Source organism: Nocardia sp. NPDC004340 (assembly GCF_053602575.1).
The window spans coordinates 262,707-280,260 of record NZ_JBSGDW010000006.1 but is presented as its reverse complement, the minus strand read 5'-3'; the positions used below and the strand labels follow the sequence as shown (position 1 = coordinate 280,260).

Below are 17,554 nucleotides of genomic sequence, written 5' to 3'. Positions count from 1 at the left end.
TTTCCGAAATTCGGTGCGGTGTCAGCGAACTCGCGGGATGGCGTCGAGCCGCCGTTCCGCGAACCTGTTCGCCGCCGCACCGGTGCCGATGCCCTCGGCCCGGGATTCCGCGATGATGTCGCGGCAGCGGTCGAAGATGCCCCTCACTGCGTCTTCGACCTCGGCCGGCGCCGCGTGCCGCAGCTCACCGGCCACCTGAACCAGCCCACCCGCATTGGCCACGAAATCCGGGACCCAGGTGATGCCGCGCTCGTTCAGGGCGTATTCCACCGCGGGCGTGGCCAACTGGTTGTTGGCCGCCCCGCAGACGAGTTTCGCCTCGATGGCCTCGGCGCTCGACGCGGTGAGCGTGCCGCCGAGGGCGCAGGGGGCGTAGACGTCGACCGGAGCCGTGGACACGGTGCTCAACAGTCGAACCGAGGGATGATCGGTCGAAATGCGTTCCAGCGCAGCGGTGTTCACGTCGGTGGCGCAGACCTCCGCGCCGTCGGCCAGCAGCAGCTGGATCAGTTCGCGGCCGACCTTGCCGACGCCCTCGACGCCGACCGTGCGTCCCGCCAGCGTCGGTGCGCCCCACACGGATTCGGCCCCGGCGCGCATGGCGTTGAACACGCCGAGGGCGGTGAGCCGGGCGCTGTCGCCGGACCCGCCCGCCGCGGTGCTGCGCCCGGTCACGTAGCTGGTATGGCGGCCGATCGCGTCCAGATCGTCGGTGTCGGTGCCCACGTCACCAGCCGTGATGTACCGCCCGCCGAGGGATTCCACGAAGCGCGCGTAGGCGGCGAACAACTCCTCGCTCTTGTCCAGCGCCGGATCGCCGATGATGACGGCCTTGCCGCCGCCCAGATCCACCCCGGCGGCCGCGGCCTTGTAGGTCATGCCCCACGACAGCCGCAGCACATCGTCCAGCGCGGCCGCCTCGGAGGCGTAGGGGTACATCCGGGTGCCGCCGAGCGCCGGGCCGAGCGTGGTCGAGTGGATCGCGATGATCGCCTTGAGTCCGCTGCGGTCGTCCTCGCAGAACACCACCTGCTCGTGTCGCCGGGCGCTCAGTTCGTGCGAGCGGCCGAAAACCCCTGCGTCGGTGTGCATTGCGGTCACGGTCGATTCCTTTCGTGGACGCCGCTCGTGGCGGCGGGGTGGGTGGCCGCGGGGTGGGCGGCCGAGCGCTGCCGGACGAGTGGCAGCAGTGGGTTGCCGCGGCGGTAGCGCCGGGGCGAGCGGGTGTGGGTGTCCACGCGACGTCTCGGCGACGCGCGTCACCCGGCTCCGGCGGCAGGACCAGGCCGCTGCCGGAACACGGTGGGTAGGTGTGGAATTGAGTGGTGAGCTGTCGGTCAGCTGTCGAGGCCGAGTTCGCGCAGGCGGGTGCGGTACCGCTCGACGTTGCCGAGCTTCACGTCCTCGTAGCCCCGGACCAGGTCGGGCAGGGCCGCCGCCTCGACGGCGGTGGCGTACCCGTCGACGGTGAGACCGGCCGCGAGCCGCCGCACCATGCCGGTGTACTGGGACAGCAGTTCCCGCTCCACCTTCCGGACATGGGCGTAGCCGAAGGGGTCGAGCTTGGTGCCGCGCAGCGCCTTGCCTTTGGCGAGCAGCTTCAGGGCCACATGGGATTTCGGGGTGAGACCGATCTTCTTCTCGCGGCCCAGCGCGCGCAGCACCGGCGGGTGCAGCTTGTAGGTGAGGTTCTCCCCGCCGGGGACCTGCGCCTCGACCTCGGCCAGGAACGCGGGATCGACCAGCAGTCGCGCGACCTCGTACTCGTCCTTGTAGGCGGTGAACTTGAACAGCCCGCGCGCCACGGCCTCGGTGAACTCGGTGCGCTCGGTGACCGCGCGCTCGGCGGTCCACGCGGCCTGGACGGTGTCGATGTAGCGGCGGGCGACCTTCACGTTCTGGTAGCCGATCAGTTCGGCGGCCCGCAGTTCCACCAGCCGCCGGACCTCGCCGTCGAAGCCGGTGCCCGCCAGCAGTTCGGCGGGCGCGACCCGCGGAGCACGCTGTGCCGCACCGGAATCGGTGGCCGCGGCGAACGCGGCCGGATCGGCGATGGCCACCCGGCCCCAGCGGAAGGCCGCGACATTGGCCGACACCGCGACACCGTTGATGCCGATCGCCTCCTCGATGGCCGCGGCGGGCAGCCGCAGGCCGCCGGTCTGGAAGGCCGCGCCGACCATCAGGAAGTTGGCGGCGGCGGTGGTGCCGAACAGGTGTTGCGCGGCGGCCAGGGCGTCGAAGCCGACCTGCGAATCCGATACCGTCGCCAGCCGATCCAGCAGCGACCCGGTCTCCGGGTAGGCGACCGACTTGTCGTAGACCATGTCACCGGTCGGGGTCTTGCTGGTCGAGGCGACGACGACGGTTCCGTCCGGGTTGCCGTACTGGAGGTTCTTGGGGTCGGCGGCGGTCAGCAGGTCGATGGCCATGATGCAGTCCGCGCTACCGGGGGTGAGCCGGTTCGACGGCTCCAATTCCGTGGTGGAGAACCGCAGATGCGACAGCACCGGCCCGGCCTTCTGGCTCAATCCGATCTGATCGAGGCTCTCGACCGCGTACCCGGCGCGCAGCGCGGCCGTGGCCAGCACCTGGTTGACCGTCACGATGCCGGTGCCGCCGATGCCGGCGATGAGCACGTTCTGCGTGCCCAGCGGAGCGCCGAGGCCCGGATCGGCCACGGCGGGCGGTTCGGTGGGCTTGCGCCGCATGCCGCGGACGCGCTGGGAGCCCTTGCCGCCCTTGGCATCCGGTCGCAGTTCCACCGTGACGAATGACGGGCAGTCCCCGTCCAGGCAGCTGTAGTCGGTATTGCACGAGGTCTGGTCGATGCGCGTCTTGCGCCCGAACTCGGTCTCCACCGGCTGCACCGACAGGCAGTTGGACTTGGTGCCGCAGTCGCCGCAGCCCTCGCACACCGCCTCGTTGATCACCACGCGGGTATTGCGCACCGGCAGTGTGCCGCGCTTGCGCTGTCGCCGGGCGTCGGCGGCACAGTGCTGGTCGTAGATCAGCACCGTCACGCCCTTGACCTCGCGCAGCATCTTCTGCGCCTCGTCGAGCCGATCGCGATGCCACAGCAGCGTGCCCTTGGCCAGAGCTCTCCTGTTGTGCCGCTTGGGATCGTCGGCGCAGATGATGATCTGCCGGACGCCCTCCACGGTCAGCTTGTGGGTCAGCTCGGCGACCGTCAGCCCGCCTTCCACGTCCTGCGCGCCGGTCATGGCGACGACCTCGTTGTAGAGCAGCTTGTAGGTGATGTTCACCCCTGCCGCCACGCACGCCTGCACGGCCAGCTGGCCGGAGTGGAAGAAGGTGCCGTCGCCGATGTTCTGGAACAGGTGTGGCACATCGGTGAACGGGGCCTGCCCGATCCACTGGCTGCCCTCGCCGCCCATCTGGGTGAGGCCGGTGACCGCGCTGTCGCTGCGCCCGGACAGGGTGACCAGGGTGTGGCAGCCGATGCCGCCACCGCCGATGGACCCCTCGGGCAGGGCGGTGGAGCGGTTGTGCGGGCAGCCGCTGCAGAAGTACGGGGTGCGCTTGGCCGACAGCACCTCCAGCGACAGCGCCGGGGGCGGAGCCTTCTTCAGCTCGACGTGGTCGCGCAGCACCCGGCGCAGCGGGCCGAGCAGGCGGCCGGCGGTGAGCTCGCCGTCGAAGGGCATGAGCGGCAGGCCGTTCCCGTCCAGCTTGCCGAGGATGCGCGGGGCGTCGGCGGTGCCGTACAGGATCTCGCGGATCTGGGTCTCGACGAAGGCGGTCTTGTCCTCCACCACGATGATCTGTTCCAGGCCGCGCGCGAACTCCGTGACCCGCTGTGCGCCGACGGGATACGGCATGCCGATGCGCAGCAGACGGATGCCGGCCCGGTGCATGGCCGCCTCGTCGACGCCGAGATCGTGCAGGCCCTGCCGGACCGCGTCGAAGGTGGTGCCGGTGGCCGCGATCCCGATCCGCGCGTGCACCGGATCGACCTCGATGACGTCGAGATCATTGGCGGCGCCGAAGGCGCGCACGGTGGCCCAGCGCGGCCCGTACAGATCGGCCTCGGCGAGCACGCTGTCGGCGGGGGCCGCCATGGGCCGCTGCCGGTAGGCGAAAGTCCTGCCCTCCCACCGCACTTCGGGCACCGCGATGGGCAGGTTCGCGACCGAGCCGTCCACCGTCCAGGCCCCGTCGGCGACATCGGCCACGATCTTCAGCGCCACGACGCACCCCGAGGCCCGCGACAACGCGATGCCCTGCATCCCCATGGTGATGATCTCGCGGGCATTGCGCGGGAACAGCACGGGCACACCCATGGCGGCCAGCGACCGTTCGCTCACCGCGGGCACGGTCGAGGACTTCGAGGCCGGGTCGTCGCCGACCAGCAGCAGCACGCCGCCGCGCGGATTCACCCCGTACATGTTCGCGTGCCGGATGGCGTCGGTGGCCCGGTCCACGCCGGGGCCCTTGCCGTACCAGACGCCGACCACGCCGTCGTGGGTCGGCGTCCCGGCGGGCAGATCGGCCTGGCTACCCCAGACCGCCGTGGCCGCGAGCTCCTCGTTGAAGCCGGGCACGAAGGCGATGTCGTGTTCGGTCAGCACGGTCGGCATGCCCAGCAGCATCTTGTCGACCCCGCCCAGCGGGCTGCCCTGATACCCGGACACGAAGGTCGCGACCCGGTGACCGGCGCGCATATCCCGCACCTGCTGTTCCACCAGCAGGCGGGCGATGGCCTGCACGCCGGTGAGGAGGACCGGACCCGCGCCCGACCGGTAGCGGTCGGCGAGGTCGTAGGGCGTAGCCGGTTCGGCCTGTGGTGCAGGCGCGCAGGCAACGTCGGTCATGAACAGTCACCACACTCTCCACAGCTCAGATTGTGAGCTGCAACGAAGGGACCAAGCGATCGGTGCTGCGAAATCTGCCGTGAAGGGTGATCTGTGTCAACAGTCGGGCGAAAAGTTGATCAGACTGCTCAAAAGTGATCTGGAACACTGTGACGTGCGCAGCATTCTGGTCAGCCGGGGGCCGGGTGACTCGTCAGATGCTCGACGAGCGGCAGCGACCGGTATTCGATCGGCGTCGCCAGCGCCAGCATGGTCTCGGTGTGCTTGACCCCGGTGATGGCGTGCACCCGCTGGATGACGCCGAGCAGATCCGGCTGTGACCGGGCCGCCACCCGGACCAGCAGGTCGCCGCGCCCGGTGGTGGCGTGCACCTCGAGCACGTTCGGGAACGCGCGCAACGACTCCACGATGTCGTTCATCTTGTTCTGGTCCAGTTCGATGCCGAGGAAGGCGTGTACCGCGAACCCGATGGCCTCGAGATCCACGTCCGGCGGATACCCCCGGACCACCCCGGCCGCCTCCAGCCGTTTCATCCGCGCCTGCACGGTGTTCCGCGCGATCCCGAGCCGCTGTGCCAATTCCAGGATCGGCACCCGCGGGTCGGCCGCCAGTTCCCGGAGCAGCGCGGAATCGAGCGCGTCGATCTTGATGCTCATGCCGCATTCTCGCACAGCGATTCTCGATAACACCGCTGCTCACATGGCCGATGATGGAGGCGTGAAGCGTGCTCGGGGAGGACCCATGAAGACCAGGTCAGCGGCTCTGTTCGCGATGGCGGCCGCCGTGGTGGCGGTGACCACCGCGTGCGATCCGGGGTCGTCGACGGGCCCGGTGACGACCAGTCCCGCCGGTCCGGCGGCGACCGTCCCCGGCGGCCCGGCCACCACCGCGGCGGGGAGTCCCGCGCCGACCACCGCCTCGGGGCAGCCGGGCACCGCTCCCGCGGGGAGCGGGCACGGGCTGTGCTTCGACATCAACTCCGACCTGGCGCGCGCCGCCATCGCCAAGCTGAATCCGCCGCCGGTCGGCGGCTGGAAGACCGGGCAGGCGGGGGAGGTGGCGCTCGACTCGGGCTGCGACGGGGTGCTGTCGTGGATGATGGTGAACTCCGACACCAATCATCCGTACACGCACGTGCTGTTCTTCACCGGCGGCAGGTTTCTGGGCACGGCCACCTCCGATCCGTACATGTACACGCAGGTCAGCGGCAAGACGCGGAACTCGCTCTCACTGACCTACCGGTGGCTGAACAACAGCGATCCGATGTGCTGTCCCCAAGGCGGTCCCAGCGTCGTCACCTTCACGCTCAACGGCACCGAAGTGAAAGCGGACGGTCAGTTCCCGCCGCACGCCTGACCTGTCGCTCGTGAGAGAGGCCCGGAACCAACAGGTTCCGGGCCTCTCTCCGACAAGACCGAGGGTCAGGCCAGCGGGCCGACCACCGACTCCGCACCCGCCAGCAGCTCACCCGAGGCCGCCAGGCGCACGACCGCCTCGATCTCCGGAGCCAGGTAGCGGTCCGGGCCCGGACCCTGCACCGATTCGCGAATCCGGTCGCGGACGGCGGCGGTCGCGGGGGACGGCTCCAGCGGCGCGCGCAGGTCCAGGGCGCGGGCCGCGGTGAGGGCCTCGATGGCCAGCACCCGGGTCAGGCCGTCGATGGCGCGGCGCAGCTTGCGGGCCGCCGACCAGCCCATGGAAACGTGGTCCTCCTGCATGGCCGAGGAGGGGATCGAGTCCACGCTCGCGGGCGCGGCCAGGCGCTTGAGCTCGGAGACGATCGCGGCCTGCGTGTACTGGGCGATCATGTGGCCGCTGTCCACGCCGGGATCGTCGGCCAGGAACGGCGGCAGGCCGTGGTTGCGGGCCCGGTCCAGGAAGCGGTCGGTGCGGCGTTCGCTGATGCTGGCCACGTCGGCGACCACGATGGCCAGGAAGTCGAGCACGTAGGCGACCGGCGCGCCGTGGAAGTTGCCGTTGGACTCCACCCGCCCGTCGAGGGTGACCACCGGATTGTCGACGGCGCTGGCCAATTCGTAGGACGCGATCAGCTCGGCGTGCGCGAGGGTGTCGCGGGCGCCGCCGGCCACCTGCGGGGCGCAGCGCAGCGAGTACGCGTCCTGCACCACCGTGCAGTCGGGGGTGGCGTGGCTGGCCACGATGCCCGAACCCTGCAGCAGCCGAACCATGTTCGAGGCGGCCAGCGCCTGGCCCGGCTGCGGGCGCAGGGCCTGCAGGTCGGCGGCGAACACCTTGTCGGTGCCCAGCAGGCCCTCGACGCTCATCGACGCGGTGACGTCGGCCAGGCGCAGCAGCCGGCGCAGATCGTGGCAGGCCAGCACCAGCATGCCGAGCATGCCGTCGGTGCCGTTGATCAGCGCCAGGCCCTCCTTCTCGGCGAAGACCATCGGCTCCAGGCCGGCCGCGGCCAGGGCCTGCGCGGCGGGCATCAGCGTGCCCTCCGCGTCGCGCACCATGCCCTCGCCCATGACCGCGAGGGCGACGTGCGACAGGGGAGCCAGGTCGCCGGAACAGCCGAGGCTGCCGTATTCGTGCACCACCGGCGTGATCCCCGCCGACAGCATGGCGGCATACGCCTGGGCGACCTCCACGCGCACGCCGGTCCGGCCGGTCGCCAGCGTGGACAGCCGCAGCAGCATGAGCGCCCGGATCACCTCACGCTCGACCTCCGCGCCCGAGCCGGCCGCGTGCGAGCGAACCAGGCTGCGCTGCAGCTGGGTTCGCAGTTCCAGCGGAATGTGGCGGGTGGCCAGGGCGCCGAATCCGGTGGATACGCCGTAGACCGGCTTCGGGTCGGCGGCGAGCGCCTCGATGCGGGTGCGGCTGGCCGCGATCACGGTGAGCGCGTCCTCCGACAGTCGCACGGCGGCGTTGCCGCGGGCGACCCGGACCACGTCCTCGGGGGTGAGGGCGCCGACGCCGACGACGACTTCGGCGTCGGAGGCTGCGGTGTTTTCCTCGGAGAGTCGGAGAGTGTTCGCGCTCATCGTGATGGTGTCCTATCGAATCTTGTTCAGGGCAGGGCGATTTCCGGGGCCGGATCGGTGAGGGCCGCCGGAACGGGTTGGGTTGTTGCGGGCCGGACCCACAGCCGGAAGGCGGCGGTGAGCAGGACCAGCCAGACGGCTCCGACGACCAGCGCCACCCGGGTGTCGGCGTCGAAGGCGAGCAGGAGGATGACGAAGGCCAGGCCCGCGATCGCGGCGACCGGCAGGTACGGCCAGAACGGCACCGGGAACTTCAGCTGTGCGGCTTCCTCCGCGCTCATCTGCTTGCGCGAGCGGAAGTGCGACAGCAGGATCATCAGCCACACGAAGACCGTGGCGAAGGTGGCGATCGAGGCGATGACCACGAAGACCCGGTCCGGGATCAGGTAGTTGAGCACCACGCCGACCAGCAGGGCCGACACCATGATGACCACGGTCATCCACGGCACACCGTTGCTGGAGACCCGCCGCATCACCGCGGGGGCCTGCCCGCGCAGGGCCATGCCGTACATCATCCGGCCCGCACCGAAGATATTGCTGTTGATGGCCGACAGCGCGGCGGTGATCACCACGATGTTCAGCACGGTCGCGGCCGAGCTCAGGCCCAGGCTGTCGAAGATCTGGACGAACGGGCTGCCCTCGTCGCCGATCTGGTTCCACGGCGTGACGGCCATGATCACGGCCAGGGTGAGGATGTAGAACAGCATGATGCGGGCGGGCACGGTGTTGATCGCGCGCGGGATGGTGCGCTCGGGGTCCTCCGCCTCGCCGGCGGTGACGCCGATGATCTCCGAGCCTCCGAAGGCGAACATGACGATCGCGAAGCAGCCGAGGAAGCCGCCGATCCCGTTGGCGAAGAAGCCGCCGCCGGCGTTCAGGTTGGACAGGCCGGTGCTGGTGTCGTGGATGCCGAATCCCCAGATGAGAACCGCGATCCCGCCGGCGATCATGGCGATGATGGCGACCACCTTGACCAGGCTGAACCAGAATTCGAGTTCACCGAAGACCTTGACGTTGAGCAGGTTGATCGCGCCGATGAAGAAGACGATCGCCAGCACCCAGATCCAGCGGGGCACATCGGGGTACCAGAACCCCATGTAGACGCCGAAGGCGGTGGTGTCGGCCAGCAGCACGATGACCATTTCGAAGACGTAGGTCCAGCCGGTCAGGAACCCGGCCAGCGGACCGATGTGCTGGCTGGCGTACTCGCCGAACGACCCGGACACCGGGTTGCGGACGGCCATTTCGCCGAGCGCCCGCAGCACGATGAAGATGACCGCGCCGCCGATCAGGTAGGCCAGCAGGACCGAGGGGCCGGCCTTCTTGATCGCTTCGGCCGAGCCGTAGAACAGGCCGGTGCCGATCGCGGATCCGAGTGCGATGAATCGGATGTGGCGGGCGGTGAGACCCCGGGTCAGGGTCGAGGAGATGTCTTTCACGGATCGGACTCCCTGATGTTGTTCACGACGCAGTTCGACAGGGATTGTGAGTGCGTTCACACATGTATAGGGCTGTCTATACAACTGTGTCAAGAGTGTGCAGTTACACGACGGCAACTAATCTAGAGTGCTGCCACGCCGAGTCACGATCCGGTGGATCAGTCGAGCGGCCGTACGCGCGGTTCGATGGTCGATATCGAGGTCGGGATTCAGTTCCGCCACATCCAGCAAGGCGAGCTTCCCGCTGTGCGCGACCAGGTCACATACCCGTTCGATGACCTCCAGTGGCACGCCGTACGCGGCGGGCGCGCTGACACCCGGGGCGGCCGCCGCGGGCAGGACATCCAGGTCAATGGTCATATACAGGACATCGACGGAGGCCAGGAACTCCTCGATGAAACCGCGCGCGCCGGGGAGATCCATGGCGGTGCAGTCCTCATCGAGCCGATATCGCACGCCCAGGGCCGCGGCGGTCTCGAACAGGGCCACGGTATTGCTCGGCTGGGAGATGCCCAGCACCGCGTAGTTCAGCGTCCGCCCGGCCTCGGCCTCGCGCTCGGCCATCTGCCGGAACGGCGTGCCCGAGCTGGGTGTCGAGTCGCCGCGCAGGTCGAAATGGGCGTCGAGGTTGAGTACGCCCAGGCGCGCTCCCGATGCGACGGCCTGCGAGGCGGCGATGCCGAGATAGCTGCCGTAGGCGACTTCGTGGCCGCCGCCGAGGACCGTCACGAAGTGCCCGGCGTCGAGCAGTTCGGTCACCACCGCGCCCAGGCGCCGCTGGCCGGATTCCAGATCCCCGTCCTCGACCGCCACGTCACCGGCGTCCATGGCGCTTGCCGGGCAGGGGAGCGCCATGGACGACAGTGCCTGCCGCAGCGCGGCTGGTCCGGCGGCAGCTCCGGTCCGCCCCTTGTTGCGGCGGACCCCCTCATCGCTGCTGAAGCCGACCAGAACGCTTGCTCCGGAAGGGGTTTCGGGGGAGTAGGGAGTGATCGCGCTGTGCCAGCGCAGATGGGCGGCACCCGGGCCGTCGTCGCGCCCCGACCAGGGGGCGGGCGGGTGATCGACAGCGGTCATAGCCGGTGACCGTCCTTCCAGATCTCGCGCACCAGCGCCACACCGGGCCGGTAGGCCAGATACAGGTGCGAGGGTGCGTCCAGTGCGATTAGATCGGCGCGCGCACCGACCCGGATATGCCCGATGTCGTTGCGCCGCAACGCGGCCGCGCCGCCCGCGGTGGCCGCCCACACGGCTTCGTCCGGGCTCATGTGCATTTCGCGCACGGCCAGTGCGATACAGAACGGAATGCTCGTGGTGTAGCAGGTTCCCGGGTTGCAGTCGGCGGCCAATGCGACGGTCACGCCCGCGTCGAGCAGGGCGCGGGCGTCGGGATACTTGTTGCGCGTGGAGAAGTCGGCTCCCGGCAGCAGGGTCGCGACCGTGCTGCTCGCCGCCAGCGCCTCGACATCCTCGTCGGTGGTGTAGGTGACGTGATCGACCGAGGCCGCGCCCAGCTCGGCGGCCAGCCGGACGCCGGCGCCGTAGCTGAGCTGGTTGCCGTGCACCCGCGGGGTGAGCCCGGCGGCGATGCCCGCCTCGAGCACCGCCCGGGACTGGTCGGCGTCGAAGGCGCCCTCCTCGCAGAAGACGTCGATCCATTTGGCGTGCGGCGCGCACGCCGGGATCATCTCGTCGATGACCAGCCGCACGTAATCGTCGCTGCGCCCGGCGAACTCCGGCGGGGTGACGTGCGCGGCCAGCAGGGTCGTCTCCGGCGTGTGCCGGGCGATGACCTCGAGGCTCCGCAACTCGTCGGCAACGGTCTGCCCGTAGCCGGACTTGGACTCGATCGTGGTGGTGCCGGTCCGCGCGGCCTCGGCGACCAGCCGGGCCATGTTCGCGTCCAGGGTCGCGTCGGTCGCGGCGCGGGTGGCGGCGATGGTGGTGCGGATGCCGCCCGCGCCGTAGGGCGCGCCCGTCATGCGGGCCGCGAACTCCTCCGACCGTTCCCCGCCGAACACCAGATGGGCGTGACTGTCGACGAATCCGGGCAGGGCGGCGCGGCCTTCCAGGTCCACCCGCGTTCCGGCGCTGCCTTCGGGCAGGCGGGCCCGCGGGCCGACCCACTGGATCAGGCCGTCGCCGAGCACCACCGCGGCATCGCGGAGCACGCCGAGCGGTCCTGCGCCGAGCTCGGGATCATTGGTGACCAGCGCGCCGATATTGTCGACGACCGTCCACTGCCCGGATTCGTGTCGCATGTGGGTTCAGCTCTCCTGCATCGGGATTCGAACGCCGCGGGTCGCGGCCACCTCGGCGGCGTGCTGGTAGCCGGCGTCGACGTGGCGGATCACGCCCATGGCGGGGTCGTTGCTCAGCACCCGCTCGAGCTTGCGGGCGGCCAGCTCGGTGCCATCGGCGATACACACCTGACCGGCGTGGATGGACCGGCCCATGCCGACGCCGCCGCCGTGGTGGATCGACACCCACGAGGCCCCGGACGCGGTGTTGACCAGCGCGTTGAGCAGCGGCCAGTCGGCGATGGCGTCGGAGCCGTCGGCCATGGCCTCGGTCTCGCGATAGGGGGAGGCCACCGAACCGGAGTCCAGGTGATCGCGGCCGATGGCGAGCGGCGCGGACAGCTCGCCGGAGGCGACCATCTCGTTGAACTTCAGTCCGGCGCGGTGGCGTTCGCCGTAGCCGAGCCAGCAGATGCGCGCGGGCAGGCCCTCGAAGTGCACCTTCTCCTGCGCCATGGTGATCCAGCGCTCGAGGTGCTCGTTCTCCGGGAACAGGTCGAGAATGGCCTGATCGGTGGCGGCGATGTCCTTCGGGTCGCCCGACAGCGCGGCCCAGCGGAACGGGCCCAGGCCCTCCTCGAACAGCGGCCGGATGTAGGCGGGCACGAAGCCGGGGAATTCGAAGGCGCGGTCGTAGCCGCCCTTGCGGGCCTCGTCGCGGATGGAGTTGCCGTAGTCGAACACCTCGGCGCCGGCGTCCATGAACCCGACCATCGCCTCGACGTGGGCGGCCATGGACTTGCGGGCCTCGGTGGTGAACCACTCTGGGTCCTCGGCGGCGCGCCGGTGCCAGTCGGTGACGTCGACGCCCAGCGGCAGGTAGGACAGCGGGTCGTGGGCGGAGGTCTGGTCGGTGACGATGTCGATCGGCGCGCCCATGGCGAGCAGGCGCGGGAAGATCTCCGCGGCATTGCCGACCACGCCGATGGACAGCGGTTCCCGCGCGTCGCGCTTCTGGATCGCCAATTCCAGTGCGGCTTCCAGGCTTTCGGCCTTGACGTCGAGGTAGCCGTGCGCGATGCGGCGGTCGATGCGGGTCACGTCGACGTCGACGCAGATCGCGACGCCGTCGTTCATGGTCACCGCGAGCGGCTGCGCGCCGCCCATGCCGCCGACGCCGGCGGTCAGGGTGATGGTGCCGGCCAGGGTGCCGCCGAAACGCTTGCGCGCCACCGCGCCGAAGGTCTCGTAGGTGCCCTGCAGGATGCCCTGGCTGCCGATGTAGATCCACGAGCCCGCGGTCATCTGGCCGTACATCATCAGGCCCTCGGCCTCGAGCTTGCGGAACTGCTCCCAGTTGGCCCAGTCGCCGACCAGGTTGGAGTTGGCCAGCAGCACCCGCGGCGCCCATTCGCTGGTCCGCATGACGCCGACCGGCTTGCCGGACTGGACCAGCAGGGTCTCATCGTCCCGCAGCGTCTTCAGGGTCCGCACGATGGCGTCGTAGGCGTCCCAGCTGCGGGCCGCGCGCCCGGTGCCGCCGTAGACGACCAGATCGTCGGGGCGCTCGGCGACCTCGGGGTCGAGGTTGTTCATCAGCATCCGCAGGGCGCCCTCCTGCTGCCAGCCGAGGCAGTTCAGTTCGGTGCCGCGCGGCGCGCGGACCGGGCGGGGGCCGGACGGGGTGTTGGTGGTCATCGGGACTCCTGTGTACTGACTGGTGGTGATGCCCATAACAGTCCGGATTCGAGGCCTGGAACAGCGTCGGCGGCCAGAATTCTCGGATCTCAGACACGTGACGGTCGCGGCTGCCCGGATCCGCGCCGATACACTCGGTCCCGAACGTGCGGGTGTCCACCGATGGGCAGGATGTGGGACAGGTGACGAATGTGGCCATGGACGAGGTGGATATCGCGGCGCTGTACGCGGCTCGCAGCCACGGCGCGGCCCCGGCGTATCAGCGCGTCAAGGACATGATCGCGGAACAGATCGTGGCGGGCCGCTGGCGTGAGGGCGAGCTGCTGCCCTCGGAGAATCAGCTGGTCGGTGCGCTGGGGCTGTCGCGCATGACGATCAATCGCGCGCTGCGTGAACTGAGCGCCGACGGGCTGGTGGATCGGCTGATCGGCGTCGGCACCTTCGTGGCCGGGCGCAAGGTCAGCTCGGCGCTGGTCGAAGTGCGCAATATCGCCGACGAGATCCACGACCGCGGACACGGGCACCGGGCCGAGGTGGTGTCACTGGAGCAGCGCGCGGCGGACCCGGCGATCGCTCAGGAGCTCGGGGTCGAAGAGGGCAGCACCGTATTCCATTCGAAGCTGGTGCATTTCGAGGACGGCCTGGCCATCCAGCTCGAGGACCGCTTCGTGAATCCCGAACTCGCGCCCCGCTATCTCGAACAGGACTTCACCACCACGACGCCCAACACGTATCTGGTGACGGTGGCCCCGCTCGGCCGGGGCGAGCATGTCGTGGAAGCGGTGCTGCCGACCGCCGACGAGTGCGCGCTGCTCGGGCTCGACGAGACGGAGCCGTGCCTGCTGATCCGCCGCCGGACCTGGTCCGAAGACCGGCTGGTCAGCGCGGCTCGGCTGCTGCACCCCGGTTCCCGCTACCGGCTCGCGGGAACCTTCGACGTGCAAGGTTCGTAAGGGACTACTTCGAAGTCCGCGCGGGATCAGGCCGTGTGGACCAGGCCGCGGATCTGACGCACCGCCACCGACATGGCGGCGACATCGGCCGTGGGACTCCGGAAGATCTCGGTGAGGGTGGATCGGGTGCGTGCGATCCGGTTGGCGTTGCGGGCCGCCCACCGCGCGATGGTGTCGGCCGCGGGCTCGGTGGGATCGGTCCGGTCGGACAAGAGCGCCAGGCACAAACCGCGCAAGGACCCGTACAGGTCGTCGCGCAGGGCCAGCCGGGCCATCGAATTCCAGCGGTCCCCGGTGGACAGCCGCGACACCGATTGCAGCAGGCGCACCGTGCCCAGGTCCTGGCTCAGTGCGTAGTACAGCCCGGCCACGTCGGCCGGGTCGTGACCACCGGCGTCGGCGACCTCGATGATGTCGAGCAGACCGAACTGATCGAGCAGCAGGTGCGCCCGGGTGGCCAATTCGCGGGGCACCCCGGCATCGACCGACCCGGCGATCCGGTCGTGCAGGTCGGCCAGTTCGCGGTCGCGCAGCCAGTCCGGGACCAGGCGCGCGTGTGCCGCCAGTCGCGGTGCGAATCTGGCTGTCTCGGAAGCGATGTCGAGCGGTTGCGGGCGGTGGGCCAGCAGCCACCGCACTGCTCTGTCGAGTACTCGCTGAGTGGTTCGGACGAGACCGTTGGTCACTGCCGCCTGGAGACCGGCGTCGGCGATATCGGCCCAGAGGCGGTGCAGCCCGAACGCTCGGGTGGCGATCAGGTAGGCGCGCACCACATCCGTGCCCACGGCCGCCGAGTCCTCGCCCAACCGGAACACGAAACTGATTCCGCCGTGGTCGACGACGTCGTTGGCGAGCTGGGTCGCCACGATCTCACGGTGCAGCGGATGCTCGGACACGCTGTCCCCGAAGCGTTCTCGCAAGGTTTCGGGGAAGTAGTCGAGCAGGTGATCGTGCAGGGCGGGGTCGTCGGGCAGGTCGCCCGCGAGCAGTTCCTCCTTGATCGCGAGTTTCGCGTGCGCCAACAGGGTCGCCAATTCCGGGGAGGTCAGGCCGTGCCCGCTGTCGGCGCGCCGGGCGAGTTCGGTCTCGTCGGGCAGCGCCTCCAGGGAGCGGACCAGTCCGCGCCGGGCCTCCAGTCGCGCGATCATGCGGGCGTGCACCGCGATCCGGGCGGCCGCGTCGGCGCGGCTCACGCCCAGGACGTGGTTCTGGGAACGGTTGTCCCGCAGCACCATCCGGGCGACCTCGCCGGTCATGTCCGCCAGTAGCCGGTCGCGTCCGCCGCGGTCGAGGCGCCCGGCCGACATCATGCCGTCGAGCAGGATCTTGATATTGACCTCGTGGTCGGAGCAGTCGACGCCGGCCGAGTTGTCCAGGGCATCGGTATTGATTCTGCCTCCGCCACGGGCGAATTCGACGCGGGCCAGGGCGGTGAATCCGAGGTTGCCGCCCTCGCCGACCACGGTGGCCCGCATGTCGGCGGCGTTCACCCGCACGCCGTCATTGGCCTTGTCGCCGACGTCGGCCTGGGACTCGGCGGTCGCCTTGACATAGGTGCCCACGCCGCCGTTCCACAGCAGGTCGACCGGTGCGCGCAGGATCGCCCGGATCACCTCGTCCGGTGCGGCCGCGTTGACCGAATCCGGAAGTCCCAGTGCCGCACGGATTGCCGGGCCGAGCGGCACGGACTTCGCGGTGCGTGGCCAGACCCCGCCGCCGGTGCTGATGAGGTCGCGGTCGTAGTCCGCCCAGGACGAGCGGGGCAGCTGGAACAGGCGCTTGCGTTCGGCGTGGGAGACTCCGGCCTCCGGTCGCGGGTCGAGGAAGATGTGCCGGTGGTCGAACGCTGCCACCAGCCGGATGTGCTCGCTGAGCAGCATCCCGTTGCCGAAGACGTCACCGCTCATGTCGCCGATGCCGGCCACCGTGAAATCGGCGGTCCCGGTGTCGCGGCCCATTTCGTGAAAGTGGCGCTCGACGCTCTCCCACGCGCCGCGGGCGGTGATGCCCATCGCCTTGTGGTCGTAGCCGACCGACCCGCCCGAGGCGAACGCGTCGCCGAGCCAGAAGCCGTAGCCGGCCGCGACCTCGTTGGCGATATCGGAGAAGGTCGCGGTGCCCTTGTCCGCGGCCACCACCAGGTAGGTGTCGTCGCTGTCGTGGCGGACGACGTCGCGGGCCGGGAGAACCGAACCCGTCGCCGCGTCGATATTGTCGGTGACGTCGAGCAGTCCGGCGATGAACTGCCGGTAGCAGGCGATACCCTCGGCCAGCTGCGCGGCGCGGTCGGCCGCGTCGTCGCAGGTGGGGCGCGGGGCCTGTTTGACGACGAATCCGCCCTTGGCGCCGACCGGCACGATGACGGCGTTCTTTACCGCCTGGGCCTTGACCAGCCCGAGCACCTCGGTGCGCAGGTCCTCCTTGCGGTCCGACCAGCGCAGGCCGCCGCGCGCCACCGCGCCGAACCGCAGGTGCACGCCTTCGACCCGGGGTGAGTAGACGAAGATCTCGAATCGTGGCCTGGGCTGCGGGAGTTCGCCGATGTGCTGCGGGTCCAGTTTGAACGACAGCACCTCAGCACGGCCGTCACGCACGAAGTAGTTGGTGCGCAGGGTGTTTCGGACGAGGGTGGTGAGGGCGCGCAGAATGCGGTCGGCTTCGAGCCCGACGACGCGGCCGATGACCTCGTTCAGGCGATCGGTCAGTTCGGCTTCGGCGGCTGCGCTGCGCGTGTCCGGCGCGAACCGAGCGTGGAACAGCTCGACCAGCAGTCGCGCGGAATCGGGGTGTGCGGCGAGGACTTCCGCGATCCGTTCCGGGCTGTAGGGGAATCCGCTCTGGCGCAGGTATTTCGCGTAGGCGCGCAGAATGGACACCGGACGCCAGGCCAGGCCCGCGCTCAGGACCAGGCGGTTGAAGGCGTCGCTCTCGGCGTCGCCGCGCCAGGTGGCGGCGAAGGCCGCGGTGAAGCGGGCGTTCGGTTCCGCGCCCGCCGGCGGCTCGCCGTCGAAGGCCAGCCCGAAGTCGTAGATCCAGCACTGGTTCCCGGTGGAATCGTCGAGCGGGTAGGTCCGTTCGTCGAGGACTTCCACGCCGAGGGATTGGATGACCGGCAGGATGCGGCTGAGCGAGACGGCCGCCCCCGCGATGTAGAGGGTGAGCCGCAATCGTCCGCGTGCTCGTCCGGTGGGCGCGTGCAGGGCGACGTCGAACGACTCCGGTCGCAGCGCTTCGATGCGGGCGATGTCGGCGGCGGCGCGGTCGGGGCCGAAGTCGTGTTTGTACCACTCGGGCAGGGCGTGGGAGTAGGCCGTGGCCGGTGCTTCGGCTGCCATTCGGGCGTGGAGGGCGTCGTCCCAGTCCTGCGTCATCGTCGGAAATCTC

Annotated in this window: 10 protein-coding genes and 1 pseudogene; 2 read left to right on the top strand and 9 right to left on the bottom strand. The window is 69.9% G+C overall.

Features of this window, described 5'->3' with window-relative positions; genetic code table 11:
• Positions 1–21: 21 nt before the first annotated feature.
• From ACWEOI_RS25215 to ACWEOI_RS25205, 3 genes are all read right to left on the bottom strand, one after another.
• Positions 22–1,092: a Glu/Leu/Phe/Val dehydrogenase dimerization domain-containing protein gene (locus ACWEOI_RS25215; RefSeq protein ID WP_452361234.1), complete on the bottom strand. Its 1,071-nt coding sequence runs from the start codon at positions 1,090–1,092 to the stop codon at positions 22–24.
• Between the two features lie 245 nt (positions 1,093–1,337).
• Positions 1,338–4,832, bottom strand: a complete 3,495-nt coding sequence (locus ACWEOI_RS25210; protein WP_452361205.1) for an indolepyruvate ferredoxin oxidoreductase family protein — start codon at positions 4,830–4,832, stop codon at positions 1,338–1,340.
• A 170-nt stretch (positions 4,833–5,002) separates the two neighbouring features.
• Positions 5,003–5,488, bottom strand: a complete 486-nt coding sequence (locus ACWEOI_RS25205; protein ID WP_379277190.1) for an Lrp/AsnC family transcriptional regulator — start codon at positions 5,486–5,488, stop codon at positions 5,003–5,005.
• 85 nt (positions 5,489–5,573) lie between these two features.
• On the opposite strand from ACWEOI_RS25205, the gene ACWEOI_RS25200 reads away from it, so the two are divergent.
• Positions 5,574–6,188, top strand: coding sequence for an LppP/LprE family lipoprotein (locus tag ACWEOI_RS25200; RefSeq protein ID WP_433671530.1), 615 nt, complete (start codon positions 5,574–5,576; stop codon positions 6,186–6,188).
• Positions 6,189–6,253: 65 nt separating this feature from the next.
• Here ACWEOI_RS25200 and hutH read toward each other — a convergent pair whose 3' ends face one another.
• The 5 genes from hutH to hutU all read right to left on the bottom strand — a co-directional run bounded on the left by hutH (position 6,254) and on the right by hutU (position 13,217).
• Positions 6,254–7,840: a histidine ammonia-lyase gene (gene hutH, locus ACWEOI_RS25195; RefSeq protein ID WP_433671532.1), complete on the bottom strand. Its 1,587-nt coding sequence runs from the start codon at positions 7,838–7,840 to the stop codon at positions 6,254–6,256.
• Positions 7,841–7,866: 26 nt separating this feature from the next.
• Complete coding sequence (locus ACWEOI_RS25190; protein ID WP_433671534.1) at positions 7,867–9,279, bottom strand: amino acid permease; 1,413 nt, start codon at positions 9,277–9,279, stop codon at positions 7,867–7,869.
• A gap of 117 nt (positions 9,280–9,396) precedes the next feature.
• A complete protein-coding gene (hutG, locus tag ACWEOI_RS25185; protein ID WP_452361204.1) occupies positions 9,397–10,356 on the bottom strand; it encodes a formimidoylglutamase in 960 nt (319 codons plus the stop codon).
• Positions 10,353–11,540: an imidazolonepropionase gene (gene hutI, locus ACWEOI_RS25180; protein ID WP_452361203.1), complete on the bottom strand. Its 1,188-nt coding sequence runs from the start codon at positions 11,538–11,540 to the stop codon at positions 10,353–10,355. The genes hutG and hutI overlap by 4 nt, the downstream gene beginning before the upstream one ends.
• A gap of 6 nt (positions 11,541–11,546) precedes the next feature.
• The gene (gene hutU, locus ACWEOI_RS25175; RefSeq protein ID WP_452361202.1) at positions 11,547–13,217 is read right to left on the bottom strand and encodes a urocanate hydratase; all 1,671 of its coding nucleotides are present in this window, start codon (positions 13,215–13,217) and stop codon (positions 11,547–11,549) included.
• 197 nt (positions 13,218–13,414) lie between these two features.
• On the opposite strand from hutU, the gene hutC reads away from it, so the two are divergent.
• A complete protein-coding gene (gene hutC / locus ACWEOI_RS25170) occupies positions 13,415–14,170 on the top strand; it encodes a histidine utilization repressor (RefSeq protein WP_433673265.1) in 756 nt (251 codons plus the stop codon).
• A gap of 26 nt (positions 14,171–14,196) precedes the next feature.
• On the opposite strand, the pseudogene ACWEOI_RS25165 reads toward hutC, so the two are convergent.
• Positions 14,197–17,541 (bottom strand): annotated as a pseudogene (locus ACWEOI_RS25165) (NAD-glutamate dehydrogenase); the annotation flags it as partial.
• Positions 17,542–17,554 lie beyond the last annotated feature (13 nt).

Bases quoted from the DNA above. Each gene is read 5' to 3' on its own strand.
- ACWEOI_RS25215 (WP_452361234.1), bottom strand. From the start codon at position 1,092: ATGCACACCGACGCAGGGGTTTTCGGCCGCTCGCACGAACTGAGCGCC.
- ACWEOI_RS25210 (WP_452361205.1), bottom strand. From the start codon at position 4,832: ATGACCGACGTTGCCTGCGCGCCTGCACCACAGGCCGAACCGGCTACG.
- ACWEOI_RS25205 (WP_379277190.1), bottom strand. From the start codon at position 5,488: ATGAGCATCAAGATCGACGCGCTCGATTCCGCGCTGCTCCGGGAACTG.
- ACWEOI_RS25200 (WP_433671530.1), top strand. From the start codon at position 5,574: ATGAAGACCAGGTCAGCGGCTCTGTTCGCGATGGCGGCCGCCGTGGTG.
- hutH (WP_433671532.1), bottom strand. From the start codon at position 7,840: ATGAGCGCGAACACTCTCCGACTCTCCGAGGAAAACACCGCAGCCTCC.
- hutG (WP_452361204.1), bottom strand. From the start codon at position 10,356: ATGACCGCTGTCGATCACCCGCCCGCCCCCTGGTCGGGGCGCGACGAC.
- hutI (WP_452361203.1), bottom strand. From the start codon at position 11,540: ATGCGACACGAATCCGGGCAGTGGACGGTCGTCGACAATATCGGCGCG.
- hutU (WP_452361202.1), bottom strand. From the start codon at position 13,217: ATGACCACCAACACCCCGTCCGGCCCCCGCCCGGTCCGCGCGCCGCGC.
- hutC (WP_433673265.1), top strand. From the start codon at position 13,415: ATGGACGAGGTGGATATCGCGGCGCTGTACGCGGCTCGCAGCCACGGC.